Genomic DNA, 18,742 nt, shown 5'->3' on the forward strand with positions numbered 1-18,742 from the left:
ATTTTGATTTAAGGCGTTATCATTTTCCCTTGTGTCTGGGATTCTTTATAATAAAAGGAGAAATTTCATTTTGATGAAAAGAGGAGATAAAATGGCAGAAGAGAAAAATCATGGAATGATGGCTGTTATTGCCGCTTTAGTTGCCAATATTTTAGTCGCCATTAGTAAATTTATTGGCTATATGTTGAGTGGTAGTGCTGCTATGTTAAACGAAAGTATTCATAGTGTAGTGGATTGTAGTAATCAAGCCCTCTTGTTAATCGGTGATAAGCGGTCGACAAGACCGATTAGTGAATTACATCAATTTGGTGAAGGTCGGGCCAAATACTTTTTTAGTACGATTGTAGCAACCATGCTCTTTTTTGGTGGTGGTGCGCTTGGCGTAATGGAAGCATTAGAAAAACTTTTTCATCCCGCCCATGAAGTTGGTAATCAGTGGCTTATAATTGTAATTTTACTTTTTGGTATGGTAGTAGAAGGTAGCTCATTACGCATTGCTTTTAAAGAGATTAAAGAACTAAATACAGAAAAACTCCCACTGTTTCGTTTTTTACGAGAAAGTCGCCACAGTGAAATTTTAATTATTTTTACCGAAGATTTTTGTGCGGTGATTGGTTTATTACTTGCTTTAGCCGGAACGATTTTAACGATGGTGACAGGTAATGCGGTTTTTGATGCCTTGAGTGGGTTATTAATTGGGCTTTTGCTAATGTTTGCGGCCATCTTTTTAGCCCGTGAGTTTTATAGCTTAATCATAGGGGAAAGTGTAACGGCTGGTGATTTAAAAAAAATTAAAGCAGCGTTTAATCGCAAAGAAGTCAAACGTTTGATTGATATTAAAACGGTCCACTTAGGGCCAACTGAAATTATGATTGCGGCTAAAATTGATATTGTCGATGAAGATGAAGCCCACAGTTATACGGTGGTAAACGATATTGAACGCGATATTCGCCATAGTTTACCGGATAAGAAAGCTTATATTTACATTGAAACAGATGAATATGATCCTAACTATGTCAGAAAATAAGGGTGGATTGGATAAATTTTGGCTAAAACTAGCATAAACGCGTCTTGTTTGCTACAATGAAAAAGAATTTTATAACAAGAAAGAAGGATTTAAACAATGATTGCAGCAAGTGACTTACGGGCAGGAATGACATTTGTCCAAGACGGTAAATTGATTAAAGTTTTAGATGCCAGTCATCATAAACCAGGTAAAGGAAATACAGTAATGCGTATGAAACTTCGTGATGTGAGAAGTGGCGCGACTTATGATACTACTTTACGTCCAGATGAAAAATTTGAAAAAGCCCACATTGATACAAAACCGGTACAATATTTATATACAATGGATGATACAGCCTTTTTCATGGATCTAGAAACGTATGAACAATATGAAATTCCAGTCGAAACAATTGAAGAAGAAATGAAATATTTACTAGAAAATATGGAAGTGAAAATCCAATTCTTCGGTTCAGAAGTTATTGGTGTTCAACTACCAACAACAGTCGTTTTAGTTGTAACTGAAACACAACCTTCAATTAAAGGGGCGACTGTAACGGGCTCTGGTAAACCTGCGACAATGGAAACAGGTTTAGTTGTGAACGTTCCAGATTTCATTGAAGCTGGTGAAAGTTTAGAAATCAATACAGCTGAAGGTACTTACATTAAGCGTGCCAAATAATTAAATTTAAAAACCAAGAGTTGTACCTTTCACTCTTGGTTTTTTTGTGCTACTTTTTTGATAAGAAATTTTTACAGAAGGAGGCGTTGAAATGGACTATTTGATTGTAGCTTTTTTTGCCTTTTTTGGTGGTAATGCCCGCTATTTACTAGGCGTGAATTTACCAGTAGTAAATGGTTTTCCGTTGGGAACGTTAGCTGCTAATTTATTAGGGTGTTTTTTATTTAGTTGGCTGGTTAAACATATTATGGCAGATAAAGATGTAAATGGTCGGCTCATTCTCGGGGTTGGAACCGGTTTTTTTGGCGCTTTTACCACGTTTTCTTCTTTTGCATTAGAGACAGTGAAACTATTTGAAACCAACATCTTCTTGGCATTTATTTATCTTATTTTATCGATTGGTGGCGGCCTTTTTGCAGCTTATCTAGGAGAAAAATTTTGGCGACCTAAAGCAAATAAGGAGGATTTTAAATGAATCTATTACTTGTTGGTTTTGGAGCAGCTTTAGGTGCAATGGCACGTTTTGCGATTAATCGTTTTTTTGAAAAGCGGCCTCATCCTTATCCTTGGGCTACTCAAATTATAAATTTAACCGGCGCTTTTCTTTTAGGCATATTTTCTGGTTTGAACTTAGGGAATGCTCTTTATTTATTTTTAGGAACTGGAATGATGGGGGGCTATACGACTTTTTCAACGTTTAACTTTGAAATGTTAACGTTATATCAAACAAAACGAAAACTTTTTTATTACTATTTTGCTCTTTCTTATGGTGGCGGCCTCTTGTTAAGCTTTCTTGGCGTAGCACTGGGGAGTTTTTTAGCAAAATAAAAAGAACCAAAGCTTACGTCTTTTCGCTTTATGATTTTCAGCGAATTGGTATTCTTTGGTTCCTTTTTTTTATTTCATTATTTGATAGACGTCTTTTGAAATTTTTGAGATGACTTCATAACCTGTTCCTTGGGTCATTACGCTAATAACATAAGGTTCTTTGGTGTAAACAATTCCACAGTCATGAGCATAACCGCCTAAATCACCAATTTTATGAGCGACGCGAACGGGTAGATATTTGGGTAAACGTTGTTGGTCATAGGTGGTATGGGATAAATAAGTTAAAACTTTGCCGCCTTCAAAATACATTGCTTTTAACAACTGACTATTTTCTTTAGCATTAATGATACTAAAACGGCTCCATTTCCGCCCAATAATACGACTAATTTCATTTTTCATCTTTTGATCGTATTTATTGGCACCATAATAACCTAAAAAATTGGCGCCTTGATTATCGGAATACTTACAGGTCCAGTTCATGATTGTATCTATGGAGTAATAATTACCATAGCGTTTGGATTGCAATATTCCCGCGCCACCACGCATATAAGATAGTGACATTTTATTAATGGCATCTGTATATCGATATTTTTTATAAGGATTGATTTTTTTAGCATTAATCTGTTTTTGGGTATAGTATAAAACCGGTAGTTTTCCAGTACTGGCGGCATGGAAATTTTTATTGCCATTTATTTGTGCTGTGCTGCCATCAGTTAGGCTCATCACATGGATCCCTACATTTTTATTTTTATATTTTTTATTGAGTAATTGTTGGACTTTTTTCAATTTTGCTGCTTTTGAAGTAGCTTGTTTAGTGGCACCGGCGTTAATATAACCTTGCCATTTACCCGCTTTATTATAAAGGGTGAGGTAACGAGAGCCGTTGGCATGTTGATAATAGCCACGAGCTATATACAAATTCCCCATTAAATTTTGGCTTGTATTTTTCTTTTTCCATTGGAAGTTTTGCCAAAGTGGCTGATTTTTATTGGTTAAAATAACGGTTTTACCCCATTTTTGATAAATACCTTGCGCTCCTGGTGCGACTTTTACAGCGGCACTATTCAAATAGCCTTGCCATTTTCCTTTTTGATCGTAAAGGGTGTAGTAAGTAGCACCATTTGCATGGCGATAAAGCCCTCTAGCTCGGTAAGTTTTACCATAAACATTTTTTGTTTTATTGCGATAGCGCCACGCAAAGTTTTGGTGAATTTGATAATTTTTATTTGTAATCGTAACGTATTTACTAAAGGATTGATAAATACCTTGAGGACCTGGAGCAGTAGTGAAAGCTTTAATATTAGCAAAACCAATCCGAACGTGCTTGCCATTTTTTGTTTGATAAAGACTGTAATAGTCATTGCCGTCGACGTGATGATACAATTCTTTGACTAAAAAAGTTTGTTTATCATATTTTTTTGTCGTTAGTGTTGAATTAGCAGTGAGTGACTGAAATAAAGGGTAATTTGCCTTAGTTACGGTCACGTATTTTTGTTGTTTTTCTGCTAAACCGAAAATTGTTGTGGTAGTAGTATCAGCTGACTTTATGTAACCGATAAATTTTCCTTGGCCATTATAAAGATCAAGATAGTTTTCTCCGTTGACATGGCGATAGAGATTACGACTTTGCCAAGTGCGTTTTTTAAGTGTAGCGCTATTTTGCGCTACTTGTAAGTTAATATCTTGCCAATAAGTGTTACTAGTAGTCTTTACACTAACGTATTGCACCTGGCTAGTAGGAATACCGAAAGGGCTGTCACTTAAACGACCACTCAAAGTGCGAACATAAAAAATTGTTTGCCCTTTTAATTTATAGTATTCTGTTCCATCAGTGGTGAGAATTTTACTTAAAACTTGAAAAGTTTGATTGTAATGAGGCGTTGTTGTTGTAACTGCGGCACTGGCTAAATCTTCCCAAACTGGCTGCTCCTTTTTTGTAATAGTGAAATACGGATGACTAGCATTTGTTTCTTTAGCAACTTGCGAGGATGTAACAGTTTTTCTTTGTGATTGTGGTGCTGTCGTGGTGGTATTTGCTGGTAGTTCTTTGCTTGTTTGTGATGTGTTTGTAGTGGATGATGATATACTACTTTGACTTTGTCCACTTTCACTTGTCGCAAAAACAGGTGGAGAAGCTACCAATAACCAACCTAGGCCAACCAAAGCCATTCCCAATTTTTTCATTTTATTCCTCCTTTTGTTTCCGTTTTCAATTTAATGGTATCACAAAAAAGATCTCTTTGGAAAAGAGACCTCATAGCGGCTTTAGCGGATTTGATTTTTTGCTTGTTGCTGTTTTAAATAGCGTTCTTTTTGGGGCCGGCTTAATTTTTTAAAGGCAGCTTCTGCTTTGGTGGCACTACTGCGATCCAAAAAAACTTCCGCATGAATCATTTTAAGTGGTCGTCTTTTTTTTAGGCGCGTGTATTTAGCGCCAACACCGTCGTTGTGCTCTTTTAAACGGCGGGCTAAATCAGTTGTATAGCCACCATAAAAGGTATTATCATGACACAAAAGAACATAAAAATAATGGTTACTCGCCATAAAGCATCGCCTTTAAAGCAGGGGTATATTCGTTGTTTTTTGAATAGACTGTTAGCGGTGGTAAAATTTTTAAGCCAGCTTTTTTACCATCTTTGATTCCTTCTACTAGCACAATATTAGCGTCTTTACCTTCTTTAGGATAAACAAATTGCACGCGTTTAGGGGCGATGCGGTAATGTTGCATCAGCTCTAAAATTTCTAAAAAACGATCAGGGCGATGAACCAGAGCAAGGCGGCCATTCATTTTTAACATTTGACTTGAAACAGAAATGACGTCTGCTAAAGTCGCATGAATTTCGTGACGGGCAATGGCCAGATGAGGATTGGGATTCTTTTCATTTGTCGGCAAATTTTTAAAGTAAGGCGGGTTACACAAGATTAAGTCTAGGGAATCTTTTTTTATAACTGATAGACTGTCTTTTAAATTGAGCTGGTGAACCTCCATTTGTGCTTCTAAATGATTTAAAGCAATACTTCGTTGTGCCATATCAGCTAGCCGTGGCTGAATTTCAATTTGTTCGATCTTGGCTTGGGTTTTTTGACTAATAAAAAGGCCCACAGCACCATTGCCAGCACAAAGATCAAGGATTTTACCACGTTTTGGAATCTTAGGAAAATTAGCCAATAAGACAGCATCGATGGAAAATGAAAAAACGTCACTACTTTGAATTATTTGGATGCCTTCAGCGTATAAAGCATCAATGCGTTCATTTTTATTTAACACGTTTTACACCTGCAATTATAAAAAATTGAAAATATCTATCCGTATTATACTCGACTGACCTGTGGGCGCAACTTTTTGTTGAAAATCTTGATTCGGTGGCAGAAAACTTTTTAGTAGGTTTAGCAGGTAGAAAATAAGAATAACTAATAAAAGGAAAATATTAAAATTAAAAGAAAGAATGAAGCTATAGATGATGATAAAATGACGTAGGGTAAAAAAAGCTTGTCAAATGATATTTTTTTTTGCATACTTAGACCGTATTGCAATAAAACGATATTATCCCGTTTTAAAAATATTTTTAAAGTAGCTTTTTTTGAAAGAAGTTAGGTACGGGACTAAGCGCATGATAGAAAGGGAGATCAGATGTTTTTTACCATTATGCGGGGAATTGTCCGCTTTCTTTTATTTGTGTTAAACGGAAATGCTGAATTTCAAAACAAGTCAGCATTACCGCAAGATGAAAATTATATTTTAGTTGCACCCCACAGAACTTGGTGGGATCCTTTATATATGGCTGTAGGGGCGCGTCCGAAAAAATTTAGTTTTATGGCTAAAGAAGAGCTGTTTAAAAATCCAATTTTACGCTTTATTTTAGTTCATGCCAATGCTTTTCCAGTGGATCGACAAAAGCCAGGGCCTTCTGCAATTAAAACACCAGTGAAACTATTGAAAAATTCTGATTTAAGTTTGATTATGTTTCCAAGTGGGACCAGACATTCAACAGAATTAAAAGGTGGCATGGCACTAATAGCTAAAATGGCGAAAGTGAAAATTGTTCCATGTGTCTACCAAGGGCCTTTAACTTTTAAAGACTTATTAAAGCGTAAAAAAGTTACCATGCGATTTGGGGAACCAATTGATATAAGTGACATAAAAAAAATTGATAAAGACGGGTTAGCGATTGTAGAATCTCGCATTCAAACTGCTTTTGATCAATTGGACCAAACGATTGATCCTAAATTTAAGTATATTGCCCAATAAGTTTTTAGAGGTTGTGACAAGACTTTTGTCACAACCTCTTTTTATATGTAAAGAAATTCGTGAATTTCATAACGAATAAGACATTTGCGCTAGTATTTTTGTTTTATTGAAGGGGAATTTACAACAATCAAAAGCTGAAAATTCGTATGTGTGAAAGTTGAAAAGAATATCTATCTTATACTTATAACTAAAAAATCCAACGCTTTTTGTAAAGGGGCTGAAAGTGTTATAATAGTCAGAAGATGCTTTTTTAGAAAGGTTGGAATGAAATTGCGCTTTTTACATACCGCAGATTGGCATATCGGCAAAAAATTGAATGGCTTTGATCTACTAACGGACCAACGAGCAGTTATTGATCAAATTTTAACCTTAGCTGTGACAGAACAAGTAGATGCTGTGGTGGTGGCAGGAGATTTATATGATCGGGCAGTACCAGGTGTTGATGCAGTGAATTTATTTAATGAAAAAATTATTGCCTTTAATTTGGAAAATAAGCTACCTCTACTGACAATTGCCGGTAATCATGACAGTTGTGAACGTCTAAATTTTGGGACACCTTGGTTTAGTAAAACAAATTTTTATTTACATACAGAATTGGCACAGGCCTTTCAACCAGTAGAAATAGCAGATATACAGTTTTTTCTGTTGCCATACTTTGAACCTTTTAGTGCTCGCTTGTATTTTAAAGATGACAGTATTAAAACCTTAAACGATGCGATGAAAAAAATAGTAGCTGAGATGGAAAAAAAGTTTGATTCCGCAAAGCGCCAGATACTGGTAGCGCATTTTTTTGCCGCTGGTAGTAGTAAAAGTGAGTCGGAAACAAAAATCATGGTCGGCGGATTAGACAGTGTTGCTGTTGATTTATTAAATTCTTTTGATTATGTCGCATTGGGACACTTACACAATCATCATGCCTTAGATCATCCTAGTATCCAATACAGTGGCGCGCCGTTAAAATATGCTATTTCAGAAGAAAACCAAACAAAAGGTGTCTATATTGTCGATACAAATGATTTTTCGCGCACATTTTATCCTTTAACGCCTAAACATGATGTTAGGACAATAACCGCCAGTTACGAAGAGCTTTTATCACCAGCCTTTTATCAGGCGGTTGATTGCGAAGATTTTTTACAAATTCAATTAACTGATCGCGGTGTGATAGCAAATTTAATGAATCAATTAAGAGCAATTTATCCGCGTCTTTTAGGAATTTCTCGTTTGCATCAGATTCAGCAGGAAAGTCAGTTGCATAAACTGCAAAAAAGAAAAGATACCCCGGAAGAAATTGTTCACGACTTTTTCACAGAAATGACGAGTGAAACATTAACTTTAAGCCAAGAAAAGTGGCTAACAAAAGGTTTGCAAACAGCAGCAAAGTTTGATGAGAGTAAGTGAGAAAAGTCTTTATGCAATCTAACAGCTCGCTTTTGCAATTTTTGACAAGGAGGAAACAACAGTTATGCAGCCACGGACTTTACGCATGAAAAACTTTGGTCCTTATCTTGATGAAACCATCGAATTTGGCGCCTTTTCAGACCAAGGATTATTTTTAGTCAGTGGAAAAACAGGTGCAGGTAAAACAACTATTTTTGATGGTATGACCTATGCTTTATTTGGTCAAACCTCGGGTAAATTACGGAATGGTAAAGAGATGCGTTCACTTTTCTCAAAACCAACAGAGGAAACTGAGGTAACTTTTTCTTTTAGTCATGGTGGTTTACTTTATGAAGTGATGCGCCGCCCTGAACAAGAAGTTCAAAAAAAACGTGGGACCGGCACCACAAAGCGGGCTGGGAAAACGACATTGACTGTTTATGATGAAGCGGGCAACGAGAAGAAACAATATACAAAAAATGTTGATTCTGAATTATATCAACTGCTTCACTTAACTGCAGAACAGTTTTTCAAAATTATTATGTTGCCGCAAGGGGAATTTCGTAATTTTTTAATTGCCTCAAGTACAGATAAAGAACAAGTTTTGCGTCGGCTATTTGATACTGAAATTTATCAAAATTTGCAAACTTGGTTAAAAGAACAAACAGCCGCTAAAAATGAAAGTATTCAAACAAAACAAATGCAAGCCGAAACGTTAGTTGAAAGTTTCAAATGGTTTGAAGAAGCTACTGTTTTTCCAACATTAACAGCCACAAAAAATGCCTGGCAAGAGGACTTAATGGCATTATCAGCTGCTATTAAATCCCAACAAAATGTAGTGGCACAAGATACAGACAAAAAGAAAAAAGCTGAAACAAACTATTACCGCGCACAAGAAGTTAAACAAAATTTTGATGAGCTTGAAAAAGTCCGCAATAAAGCTACTGTTTTAGCACAAAAACAAACAGCCATCTCAAAATTAACAGAGGAGAAAAATTTGCTTTTGTGGGTGCAAAAGCAAATTCCAGTGTTAAATTCGCTTAAATTGGCGTTGGCAAAAGTCAGTTTGCATGGGGATAAACGAGCCGAAGTTCAAAAGCAAGCAGACAAAAATGCAGTCGCACTCGCACAGTGGCAAAGTCAAAGAGAAAATGTCAAGAAACTTGCAGTGAAGCTAGAAGACCAAAAAAAAGCACTTCATACTTTAGAATTAAAGTTACCACAGGCAGAACAACTGGAACAAAAGCAACAAATACTTACCGCTCAAAAAAAAGATACACTTAAAATGCATAAAGAAGTAACCAAGATTGAAGAAGCGATTGCAGTTTTGCAAAAAGATTACCAAGCGCAAGAGCAATTGGTAAAAAGAAATAATCAATGGCAAAAAACAATGACTGAGTTAGTCAAAGTGCAACAAAGCGTTAAAGATTATGAAAAATTGACGACGACTAAGACTGAGCTGACAGATAATCTTAAACAAAGGAATCAGTCTTTAAAAGCCATGGAAGTTGCGATATATACACTGCAAGCAGAAATTAACGAAGCTGAAGAAAATTACCGCCTACAAAAAAGTAATCATGCTAAAGCGATGATTGCCAAATTAAGTTTAGATCTCATACCCGGTGAACCTTGTCCTGTTTGTGGCGCAACCGAACATCCCAATGTAGCTATTCATCAGCAAGATTCACCAGCGACAGTTAAAGAAAGTGAAGCAGCATTAGAATTAGCTGAAACAAATAAAACCAGATTAAGTGAACAACTGGCTAGAAGCCAAACGCAAAAAGAGCAATTAGAAAAAGAACGCGTTCACTTAGAAAAACAGGTAAGTCAAATAAGTGATGAAATGATTACGTTAAAAGAAAAAATCGTGGCAGACTTTACGAACTTGCAGACAGAAAAAATCACAGGAGATATTTTTAAGGAAATTACTACTTTTGCTAGCATCCAAGCAGAATTAGGGCAACAAATTGAAACAGCCAGTGAAAAACAAGCTGAATTAACCCAAGTAATAGAAAAGCAAAAAGCAGAACTTGCACTTTGGACAAAACGTTATCAAGACCAGACCAATCTTTTGGCTGGCTTAAATGGTGAAATCGACAGTTTAAAAGAACATGTAGGAGACAGCGACGCTACGCTTTTAAGGAATCAAATAGCAGCAATTACTAAAGAAATTTCTGACTTAAGTGAGCAGTTGCAAAAAGATCAAATCACAGGAGAAAATTTGAAGTCTGCAACAAAGAGTTATGCGGTGCAATTAAAAGAGTTGACTGATTATGAAAACCAAGCGCAATTAGAAGCTAACCAGTTAAATCAACAAGTAGAACAACTTTTAAAGCAAGCACCTAAAGAATTTTCAAAAGAGCAATTAATGGAAGCAAAAGTCTCTGAACAGCGGTTAAGTGAACTAACTGAAGAAATCGAAAATTATAAAAATGATGTACTTGTTATAAAGCAACAAGAAGAAAAACTACAGCAACTTTTAAAAAATGAAACATTACCTGTGGTGGCGGAGCTTTTAACTATTCATGAAAATTCACAAGCTAAGTTAGCTGAAAGTCAGCAACAGCTTTCTTTATTAAAAGTACAGCAAAAAGATAATCAACAGTTACTAGATAAATTAGTAGAATTGTTAAAATCTCACGAACAAGAATTAAATGATTTGGCGGAAATGGAACAGTTGAGTCAAGTATTAAGTGGCAAAAATATGTATAAAACCAGTTTGGAACGCTATGTATTGCAAGCCTATTTAGCGGAAATTTTAGATTTGGCTAATGGACGTTTGCAGCAGTTAACCAATGGGCGTTATCAATTTAGCTTAGCAGAAAAATCTGGTGGTGGACGTGGACAAAAGGGGTTAGACATCGATATTTATGATGATAATGCCGGTCAAACAAGACGGGTACAAACCCTTTCAGGCGGAGAAAGTTTTATTGCTGCTTTAGCCTTAGCACTCGCGTTAGCTGATGTGATTCAAAATCGTACCGGTGGTATTGCCTTAGATGCTTTATTTATTGATGAAGGTTTTGGTTCACTTGATGAAGAGGCATTGGAGATGGCATTAGAAGCATTAAGTACATTGGAAACAGAAGGACGTTTAATTGGTATTATCAGCCACGTACCTGCCTTAAAAGAAAAAATCGTGAGACAAATAAATGTGAAAACCAATGGGGTAGGACAAAGTAAAATTGCACTAAAATTAGATTAATAACAGCACTTGGCTGTTTGTAATCATAAGATAGGAGAGATTTGGGTGAAGTGGAGTATTCCTGAAAAAGTGATTGAACGAGGGCGAACATACCTCAATGAAGGAAGAGTACTATCGGTAACGCCGGATCCGGCCAATAAAGTTTGGCATGCTGTGGTATTAGGTAGCGAGGAATATTTAGTCGACTTAGATGCGACGGCAAAAGAAGAAGACTATTGTCAATGCCCGTATTGGGAAGAACATCATTACTGCAAACATACCGTGGCAGTTGAATTATTTTTACGTCAACAAGGAAAAACCCGTTTTATGAGCAGTATGGAACAACCTGTGAAAAGTAAATTTTCAACAGCTGAAATGTTTACCAACGGTTTTGCGAAATTAAAGCTACCGGCAGCAGAAGATAAAGCGATTGCGTTGCGTTTACAATTTAACATCGATGCCATTGAAACAAATCCCTATCATAAAGAACTAGCAGTTTTTGGCATCAGTTTAAAAGTTGGACAAAGAGGGACGACGCGCAATTATATTGTCAAAAATATTTACAAATTTTTACAAGCCTATTCCGAACAAAAGAAAATATTAATTAATAAACAACACAGCTTTTTAATTGAACCAAAAGCATTTACTCCCGATGTAAATCAGGCTCTGACAGTTTTATGGGGAATGGCCCAAACCCAACAATTAATGGGACAAACAGGGATTTTAGTTAATGGTAAATTAGATAAAAAATATTTATTAGTACCAATTGGCTGGGGCAAACAGCTGTTGGAAATGTTAAGTAAACTAGGTGCGACCTTTGGCTATGATGACAAAAAATTGAATCCGATTCTTTTTTCTGATGTAGCCTTACCTTTAGCTTTTTCAGTAAAAAAAGAAAATGAACAGTTTGTTTTAGCTGTTGAAAAAGATTATGACCAAGTGTTCAATTATTATCACTGGGGTGTGATTGATGAAAAAATTCATCCTTTAAGTAGTTGCCAACAAGAAATCTATTTAACGTTAGATCAGTTATTAAAACGAATTGAAAACAAAGAAATACCTTATGCCAAAAAAGAATTATCGGTCTTGTTTAAACAAGTTCTACCGCTACTGCGTCAAATCGGGGAAGTGCATATTGCTAAAGAGGTGTATCAATATATTAGCGATGAAGATTTAAGTATTAATTTTATTTTGCGTAAGAAAAAAGGGCAGGTTGCCGTAGAATTGCAGTTTATTTATGGTGAGGCAGTTTTTTCCACTAACAGTGCCCATAATGTCCAACAAGAAAATCAGCCAGAAGTATTGCGCGATTATCAAAAAGAAGATCGTGCCCGCCATTTGTTACAACAACAAGGTTATAAAGAAAATGAGACAGGCTTTTTTAAAGATCTACCTACTGGAAGTGATTTGTATTATTTCTTTACCCGGGAGTTGCCTACCTTACAACAACTAGGCACAGTAAAACTGGGTAAAAAATTACGCGAATTGTACTTAGATGCGCACAAAATTGAACCAGAAGTTAAAGTAGACAGTGACGGTTCGTGGTTGGATGTGCATTTTGATATTTCTGGCATTGGTGAAAAAGAAATTGATAATATTTTGCAAAGTTTATTAAATCAAGATGCCTTTTATACATTAGCAAATGGTCAAATTTTATCCCTTGAGACGCCTGAATTTCAAGAAACTAGTGCTGTCTTACAAAAATTGCGCCAAACAAAAAGCCAAGCTGGTGTGATTAAGATGCCGCTAAATCAGGGGCTTGTGTTACAAGATCAGTTAAAAGATGCCAATGTTTCCTTTAGTGAAGATTTTACGCAGATGGTCAAAGATTTAACTCATCCTGAAAACTATCCAGCCTCATTACCAGCAGGCTTAAATGCCGACTTGCGTCCTTATCAAGTAACGGGATTTCGTTGGCTGAAAATGTTGTCTCACTATCAATTTGGCGGTATTTTGGCAGATGAAATGGGACTAGGAAAGACATTACAGACGATTGCTTATCTCCTGTCAGAAAAGCAAGCAGATGCCAATAAAACGTCTTTAATTGTCGCTCCTGCTAGTTTAACTTTTAACTGGTTAGCTGAATTGAAAAAATTTGCACCAAGTTTAAAAGCTGCCGTAGTTGGAGGCAACAAACAAGAGCGTATCAATTGTTTAGCCCAAGAAGTGGATATCTATATCACATCTTATGCTAGTCTAAGACAAGATATTGGTTTATATCGCGAATTATCTTTAGATCAGTTGATTTTAGACGAAGCGCAAATGGTGAAAAATGCAGCAACTAAGACTGCCAAAGCTTTACGTTCATTAGTAATACCACACCGTTTTGCCTTAAGCGGAACGCCAATTGAGAATAATTTAGAAGAATTGTGGTCTTTATTTGAAATGATTATGCCAGGATTTTTCCCAAGTCAACAGCGTTATCGCCAGTTATCAGCAGAGCAAATTGCGCAAATGATTAAGCCTTTTGTATTAAGACGAGATAAGAAGACCGTCTTAAAAGATTTACCAGAAAAACTAGAAACCAATTATTACAGTGCACTAACCGAAGATCAAAAGAAAATCTACTTGGCCTATTTACGTCAGATGCGAGAAGAAATTAGTCAAATGGATGCTGCTGCCTTTAAGAAAAATCGGATCAGCATTTTAGCAGGTTTAACCCGATTGCGGCAGATTTGTTGTGATCCTAAACTCTTTATTGACGATTATGAAGGAACTTCTGGAAAACTAGAACAAGTCAAAGACTTAATTCAAGCCGCTCAAGAAAATGGCCGTCGCGTTCTTTTATTCTCACAATTTACTGGGATGTTAACAATTATTGAAGAAGAATTAGCTAAATTAGGTTTTGAGAGTTTCTACTTACGTGGTAGCACCCCGCCAAAAGATCGCATTGCGATGGTGGATGCTTTTAACAACGGAGAAAAAGACGTCTTTTTGATTTCTTTAAAAGCCGGCGGAACTGGTTTAAACTTAACCGGTGCTGATACTGTCATCTTATATGATCTGTGGTGGAATCCAGCAGTAGAAGAACAAGCAGCTGGTCGGGCACATCGGATTGGTCAAGAAAAAGTTGTCGAAGTCTGGCGTATGATTGCAGAAGGAACGATTGAAGAACGCATGAACGCACTTCAGCAAGATAAGCGAGAATTGTTCCAAAAAGTTATTCAAGGCAATGAAACCCAATTACAACAACTTACAGAAGCCGATATTCGGATGATTTTAAGCGCTGGAGAATAATCGTTAACAAAAAAGCGCATTGTCTTTTCTAAAAGAGGCAATGTGCTTTTTTTATTACATTAAAAAATTGCTTTTATCGTTGGTGTTAGTTGATCAAAAGAAGTCAATTCAATATCTTGAATTGCTTTTTCACCAGCTGGAATTTTTCGGTTGCGGTGGTTGAACCATAATGATTTCCAACCGGCACTTTTCGCGCCAACCACGTCATTTTCAAAACTATCACCGACGTATAAAGTATTTTCCGGAACGAGGTTAAATTCTTTTTCTGCCAATTCAAAAATTTGGCGGTCAGGTTTTTGAAAGCCAGTTGCTTGTGAGATAATTACATTGTCTTCTTTGACCCAGTTCAAGAGTTTTAATTGCATAATTTTTTTATATTGGTGATCTGTGGGGCCATTTGTAATAATACTAATAGGGATTTTTTTGGCTTTTAAAAAGTTTAGTGTTTCAAAAACTGCTTCATGCATGACGATGTTATCTAGCTCTTCTTCATAAACTTTTTGAAATTCCAATGCTTCAGCTTCGGTAACTGCAGGGTAATCTAAGTCCTTTAACGACGCCATAATGCGGTAATTACGCATATAAGTTAAACTCCACTTTCCTTTGGCAACGTTACAAAAAGTTTCATCACTATGAAAACGAAAACGAATATAAAGGTCATGCATATCTGTATCCATTACTAAGGGAAGAACACGGTGTACAGCGTTACGAAAAGGTTGTTGCTGGTCATAAATTGTATCATCGACATCAAAAACAATTGCGTTAATCAAAAAAGGCCATTCCTTTCAAATTTTCTGCAAATTTCATAAGATCCTGATTCATTCTAACCAAAAGCAATATAAAATTAAAGAGCAAAACGCTGATTTATAAAGGTTTTCTTTACCTAATTAAGAACAAAGCTTTTCAGACAAGGAAAAATAAGATTACAGTTTTTTTTACTTAAAAAATAATGCTCTCTTTCACAATCTCGGTCATTGTTGGAGCATTCAGCTAATTAAAATAGGGGACGTAATATTCAAAAATTAAGAAATATTAAAAGTAATACGACTAAAAAACGGCATCAATATTTAATTTTATTTTATTTCTGAATTTTCTGAACAAATTAACTATCGCAAGAATAATTAAAAAAATATTTTTTTCCAATGATATTTTCACAATCAATTTGCTAATTTTTTGTTAGTAATTTATTACAGATTTGCTTTGAGAAAGCAGAAGAAAATAACGTTAGGTTTCTAAATAATTATCATATTTTTTATTATTTGCTAAAAATATTGATTAAAACCGTGATAAAAGCAGTTGGATTTGTCTATACAAATTTATTGTTGTGTATGCAACAAATTTTAAAAAACGAAATTTGATAAATTATATAACATATTTTATTATTGTGTTCTATTATTTTTTACAATTACACGCTGTGCTATATATAAGCAAATAAATGGCAATAAAATTTGATAATTCTAATTTTTCTAACGTGAAAACTAGTGAAAACGTAAGTAGTCTGGGAATGTATCATTAAGATAACTTTAATTTTTTAAAACTTTTTTTGAGAAAAGGGTAGTATTTTTTTTTTTGAATTGGGTATAATGAACTCAGATGAAATTATAAGTAATGTCAAAAAGAGATTGCTTATAATAATTAAGAAGGAGTGATACACGTTGTTGACACTTTATACTTCCCCTAGCTGTACATCGTGCAGAAAAGCTCGCGCGTGGTTGCAAGAGCACGAAATTCCCTTTGTTGAACGTAATATTTTTTCAGAACCTTTGAATATTACCGAATTAAAGGCGATTTTACAAATGACTGAAGACGGGACAGAAGAAATCATCTCTACTCGCTCAAAAGTCTTCCAAAAATTGAATATTGACTTAGATGATTTACCATTAAAAGAATTACTAGATTTGGTGCAAAAGAACCCTGGTTTGCTACGTCGACCAATCATGATTGACGAAAAACGTCTACAAGTAGGCTTCAACGAAGATGAAATTAGACGTTTCTTACCACGTGAAGTGCGTCAATTAGAATTACGACATGCACAGTTAATGGCTGGTTTATAAGATAGTTAAAAGCTCCGACAAGTACTTGTCGGGGCTTTTTTATTGGAGGAAATGCTATCTTTGTCATTTTTGAAAGAATAAGTTAGCTAAAATTTATAAATACTTGATTTTAAGCAAGAGCAGCTATTTTAGCTGCTCTTTGTATTCATAGTTTGTCAGTTTTTACCTGATTTTACCGCTGGATTTTTAAGATTTACTAAATCACGAGGTTTTCCTTTACATTTGATAAGGTTCCGTTACAATGTAGCTATAATGTTAGAAAAGCGAGGTGTAGCTAAGATGGAAATGGAACATATTAACGAAAATACGATTCGTGTTCTCATTAAAAGCGAAGATTTAGCTGCCCGAGGGATTACCTTCTTAGATCTACTAGGTAACCACAATGAAATTGAAAACTTCTTTTATAGTATTTTAGAAGAGGTAGATATCAATGAAGAATTTAAAGGCAGTGAAGCTGTTACTTTCCAAGTATTGCCAAAAGGTGATGGATTGGAACTTTTTATCAGTAAAAATATCCCCAATGAAGAATTTACCAACTTGGAACAAATTGCAGATGGTAGTGCCGAAGAGGTGAGTGATTTCTTGAAAAAACATATCGCAGAACAATTACAAGAAGTCCAAGAAGAAGAAGAGACGACAGAAATTAAACGAAATTATGTCTTTGAAATGATAGATTTTGAACAAATGATTCAATTAGCCCATGAATTTGAAGGTGGGGATGGGGTATTAACCAATCTTTATGAGTTAAATCATTTTTACTTCTTAGAAATTCAGTTTACTGATGAATACTTGTTGCAAAATCAAATTGATGATTACTTAGCTTGTCTAAGTGAGTTCGCTCGCCTAAGTCAAGTGACACCAGAAGTTTTAGCCGAACACGGTAAGCTTTTAATGGAACGCAATGCACTAGCAACCACGCGCCACTACTTTTAAGCGGTAAGACTTGGATTTTTTCCAAGTCTTTTTTTGTTAAAAGCGTTATGTTAAATACTAGCAGGTTGCAAAAAGCCAAACAAATTCGTTTGGCTTTTTTATTTGCCGATAGTTTGCCGCCGAACTAGTTAATAGATAGCCTTTATATAGTTTTAATTTTAAAAAAGAGTTTGGCACCATAAGCAAGATTGTGCGTAGATGCTTGTGGGGGATGAAAATGTTAATCGCCAAAAATAAAAAAGGGGAGCTAGTATCGGCACTAAATGCTAAAAGGGAAGAAGAATTTGTTTGTCCAGCCTGTGAGAAAAAATTATGTTTAAAACATGGGCAAAAACAGCAACCGCACTTTGCTCATTGGAAAAAAGACGCCTGTCAAACTTTATCAGAAGGGGAGACTACGGAACATTTAATGGGAAAAGTCTGGCTCAGTCAAAGACTACCCAACAGTAGCTTAGAAGTTTACTTACCCCTTTTAAAGCAGCGGCCGGACCTATTACTTGCTCAAACACCCATTGAGTTTCAATGTTCTTCATTGTCGCTGCAACGTTTCAAAGAGCGTACTTATAATTATTTGAACTATCAGTATGAACCTTGGTGGATCGTTGGCAAAAAATTTGTGCCCAGCCAACAGATGAGCCAGTTACAAAAAGGTTTTTGTTATTGGGCTAAGACGGCTTATTTATGGCATTTGGATATCACAGCCCAACAGTTGCGTGTTTATTATCTGACTAGCTGGGATTATAATCGTGGTTTTCATTGGCAATGTCAAAATATAGCGCAAGATAGCTCATTGACTCAAAAAAATTCAGCCAGTTTAAATTTAAAGCCAACTACAACTTATTGGCATACGGTCGCTTATAAACGTTTTTTACGCCAGCGGCTTTTTCGGCGACAACCACGTTTTTTACGCCTTCAACATTTTTTCTATTTAAAAAGAGAAAATTTACTTGAATTACCGTTTTGGTGTTATGCCAGCAGTCGTTATCACTTTTTCTTTGAACATGAATTATTGGTGTTACGTTGGTTGTTTCTCCAAAGCAAAAATTGGCAGCACTGGTTATGGCAACTGGCTAAACTTGAATGGCAATGGGATTTTCCTCTAGTCTGTCAAAAAAGCATTTTAAGAGAAATTTATTTGGAATGCCAGGTCTTATCTGGGCAGAAAAAGGGAAGTTTTTCACCACCAAAATAGCGCA

15 protein-coding genes are annotated in these 18,742 nt (G+C 35.7%); 11 read left to right on the forward strand and 4 right to left on the reverse strand.

The genetic code is table 11. The features are described from left to right. Positions 1 to 91 precede the first annotated feature (91 nt). The 4 genes from RU96_RS05265 (at position 92) to RU96_RS05280 (ending at position 2,512) form a co-directional block, all read left to right on the forward strand. Positions 92 to 1,027 carry a cation diffusion facilitator family transporter gene (locus tag RU96_RS05265; RefSeq protein WP_071864490.1) on the forward strand — a complete coding sequence of 312 codons (936 nt, stop codon included), beginning with the start codon at positions 92 to 94 and terminating at the stop codon, positions 1,025 to 1,027. A gap of 96 nt (positions 1,028 to 1,123) precedes the next feature. Beyond that, positions 1,124 to 1,684: an elongation factor P gene (gene efp, locus RU96_RS05270; RefSeq protein WP_071864491.1), complete on the forward strand. Its 561-nt coding sequence runs from the start codon at positions 1,124 to 1,126 to the stop codon at positions 1,682 to 1,684. Positions 1,685 to 1,775: 91 nt separating this feature from the next. Beyond that, positions 1,776 to 2,159 carry a fluoride efflux transporter FluC gene (locus RU96_RS05275; RefSeq protein WP_071864492.1) on the forward strand — a complete coding sequence of 128 codons (384 nt, stop codon included), beginning with the start codon at positions 1,776 to 1,778 and terminating at the stop codon, positions 2,157 to 2,159. Then, a complete protein-coding gene (locus RU96_RS05280) occupies positions 2,156 to 2,512 on the forward strand; it encodes a fluoride efflux transporter FluC (protein ID WP_071864493.1) in 357 nt (118 codons plus the stop codon). The genes RU96_RS05275 and RU96_RS05280 overlap by 4 nt, the downstream gene beginning before the upstream one ends. A gap of 69 nt (positions 2,513 to 2,581) precedes the next feature. On the opposite strand, the gene RU96_RS05285 is transcribed toward RU96_RS05280, so the two are convergent. From RU96_RS05285 to RU96_RS05295, 3 genes are all read right to left on the reverse strand, one after another. Beyond that, the gene (locus RU96_RS05285) at positions 2,582 to 4,696 is read right to left on the reverse strand and encodes a serine hydrolase (protein ID WP_071864494.1); all 2,115 of its coding nucleotides are present in this window, start codon (positions 4,694 to 4,696) and stop codon (positions 2,582 to 2,584) included. A gap of 81 nt (positions 4,697 to 4,777) precedes the next feature. Then, the gene (locus tag RU96_RS05290) at positions 4,778 to 5,056 is read right to left on the reverse strand and encodes a GIY-YIG nuclease family protein (protein WP_071864495.1); all 279 of its coding nucleotides are present in this window, start codon (positions 5,054 to 5,056) and stop codon (positions 4,778 to 4,780) included. After that, positions 5,046 to 5,780, reverse strand: coding sequence for a tRNA1(Val) (adenine(37)-N6)-methyltransferase (locus tag RU96_RS05295; RefSeq protein WP_071864496.1), 735 nt, complete (start codon positions 5,778 to 5,780; stop codon positions 5,046 to 5,048). Before RU96_RS05295 ends, RU96_RS05290 begins: the two co-directional genes overlap by 11 nt. 363 nt (positions 5,781 to 6,143) lie before the next feature. Here RU96_RS05295 and RU96_RS05300 point away from each other — a divergent pair, with 363 nt between their 5' ends. From RU96_RS05300 to RU96_RS05315, 4 genes are all read left to right on the forward strand, one after another. Beyond that, positions 6,144 to 6,761: a lysophospholipid acyltransferase family protein gene (locus tag RU96_RS05300; RefSeq protein WP_071864497.1), complete on the forward strand. Its 618-nt coding sequence runs from the start codon at positions 6,144 to 6,146 to the stop codon at positions 6,759 to 6,761. 270 nt (positions 6,762 to 7,031) lie between these two features. Continuing rightward, positions 7,032 to 8,159, forward strand: coding sequence for an exonuclease SbcCD subunit D (locus tag RU96_RS05305; RefSeq protein WP_071864563.1), 1,128 nt, complete (start codon positions 7,032 to 7,034; stop codon positions 8,157 to 8,159). Between the two features lie 64 nt (positions 8,160 to 8,223). Further along, positions 8,224 to 11,343: an AAA family ATPase gene (locus tag RU96_RS05310; RefSeq protein ID WP_071864498.1), complete on the forward strand. Its 3,120-nt coding sequence runs from the start codon at positions 8,224 to 8,226 to the stop codon at positions 11,341 to 11,343. 45 nt (positions 11,344 to 11,388) lie between these two features. Continuing rightward, a complete protein-coding gene (locus tag RU96_RS05315) occupies positions 11,389 to 14,559 on the forward strand; it encodes a DEAD/DEAH box helicase (RefSeq protein ID WP_071864499.1) in 3,171 nt (1,056 codons plus the stop codon). Positions 14,560 to 14,618: 59 nt separating this feature from the next. Here the strand turns inward: RU96_RS05315 and RU96_RS05320 are convergent, their stop codons facing one another. Further along, positions 14,619 to 15,329 (reverse strand): HAD family hydrolase, encoded by a 711-nt coding sequence (locus RU96_RS05320; RefSeq protein ID WP_071864500.1) that lies wholly within the window; start codon positions 15,327 to 15,329, stop codon positions 14,619 to 14,621. Between the two features lie 885 nt (positions 15,330 to 16,214). Between RU96_RS05320 and spxA the strand changes: the two genes are divergently transcribed. The 3 genes from spxA to RU96_RS05335 all read left to right on the forward strand — a co-directional run bounded on the left by spxA (position 16,215) and on the right by RU96_RS05335 (position 18,738). After that, positions 16,215 to 16,613, forward strand: a complete 399-nt coding sequence (gene spxA, locus RU96_RS05325; protein WP_016171276.1) for a transcriptional regulator SpxA — start codon at positions 16,215 to 16,217, stop codon at positions 16,611 to 16,613. Between the two features lie 279 nt (positions 16,614 to 16,892). Next, positions 16,893 to 17,546 (forward strand): adaptor protein MecA, encoded by a 654-nt coding sequence (locus RU96_RS05330; RefSeq protein WP_071864501.1) that lies wholly within the window; start codon positions 16,893 to 16,895, stop codon positions 17,544 to 17,546. A 217-nt stretch (positions 17,547 to 17,763) separates the two neighbouring features. Beyond that, a complete protein-coding gene (locus RU96_RS05335) occupies positions 17,764 to 18,738 on the forward strand; it encodes a competence protein CoiA (RefSeq protein WP_071864502.1) in 975 nt (324 codons plus the stop codon). Positions 18,739 to 18,742: the final 4 nt, after the last annotated feature.

The sequence above is a fragment of the Enterococcus canintestini genome (assembly GCF_001885735.1).
In the GTDB taxonomy this organism is placed as follows: domain Bacteria; phylum Bacillota; class Bacilli; order Lactobacillales; family Enterococcaceae; genus Enterococcus_C; species Enterococcus_C canintestini.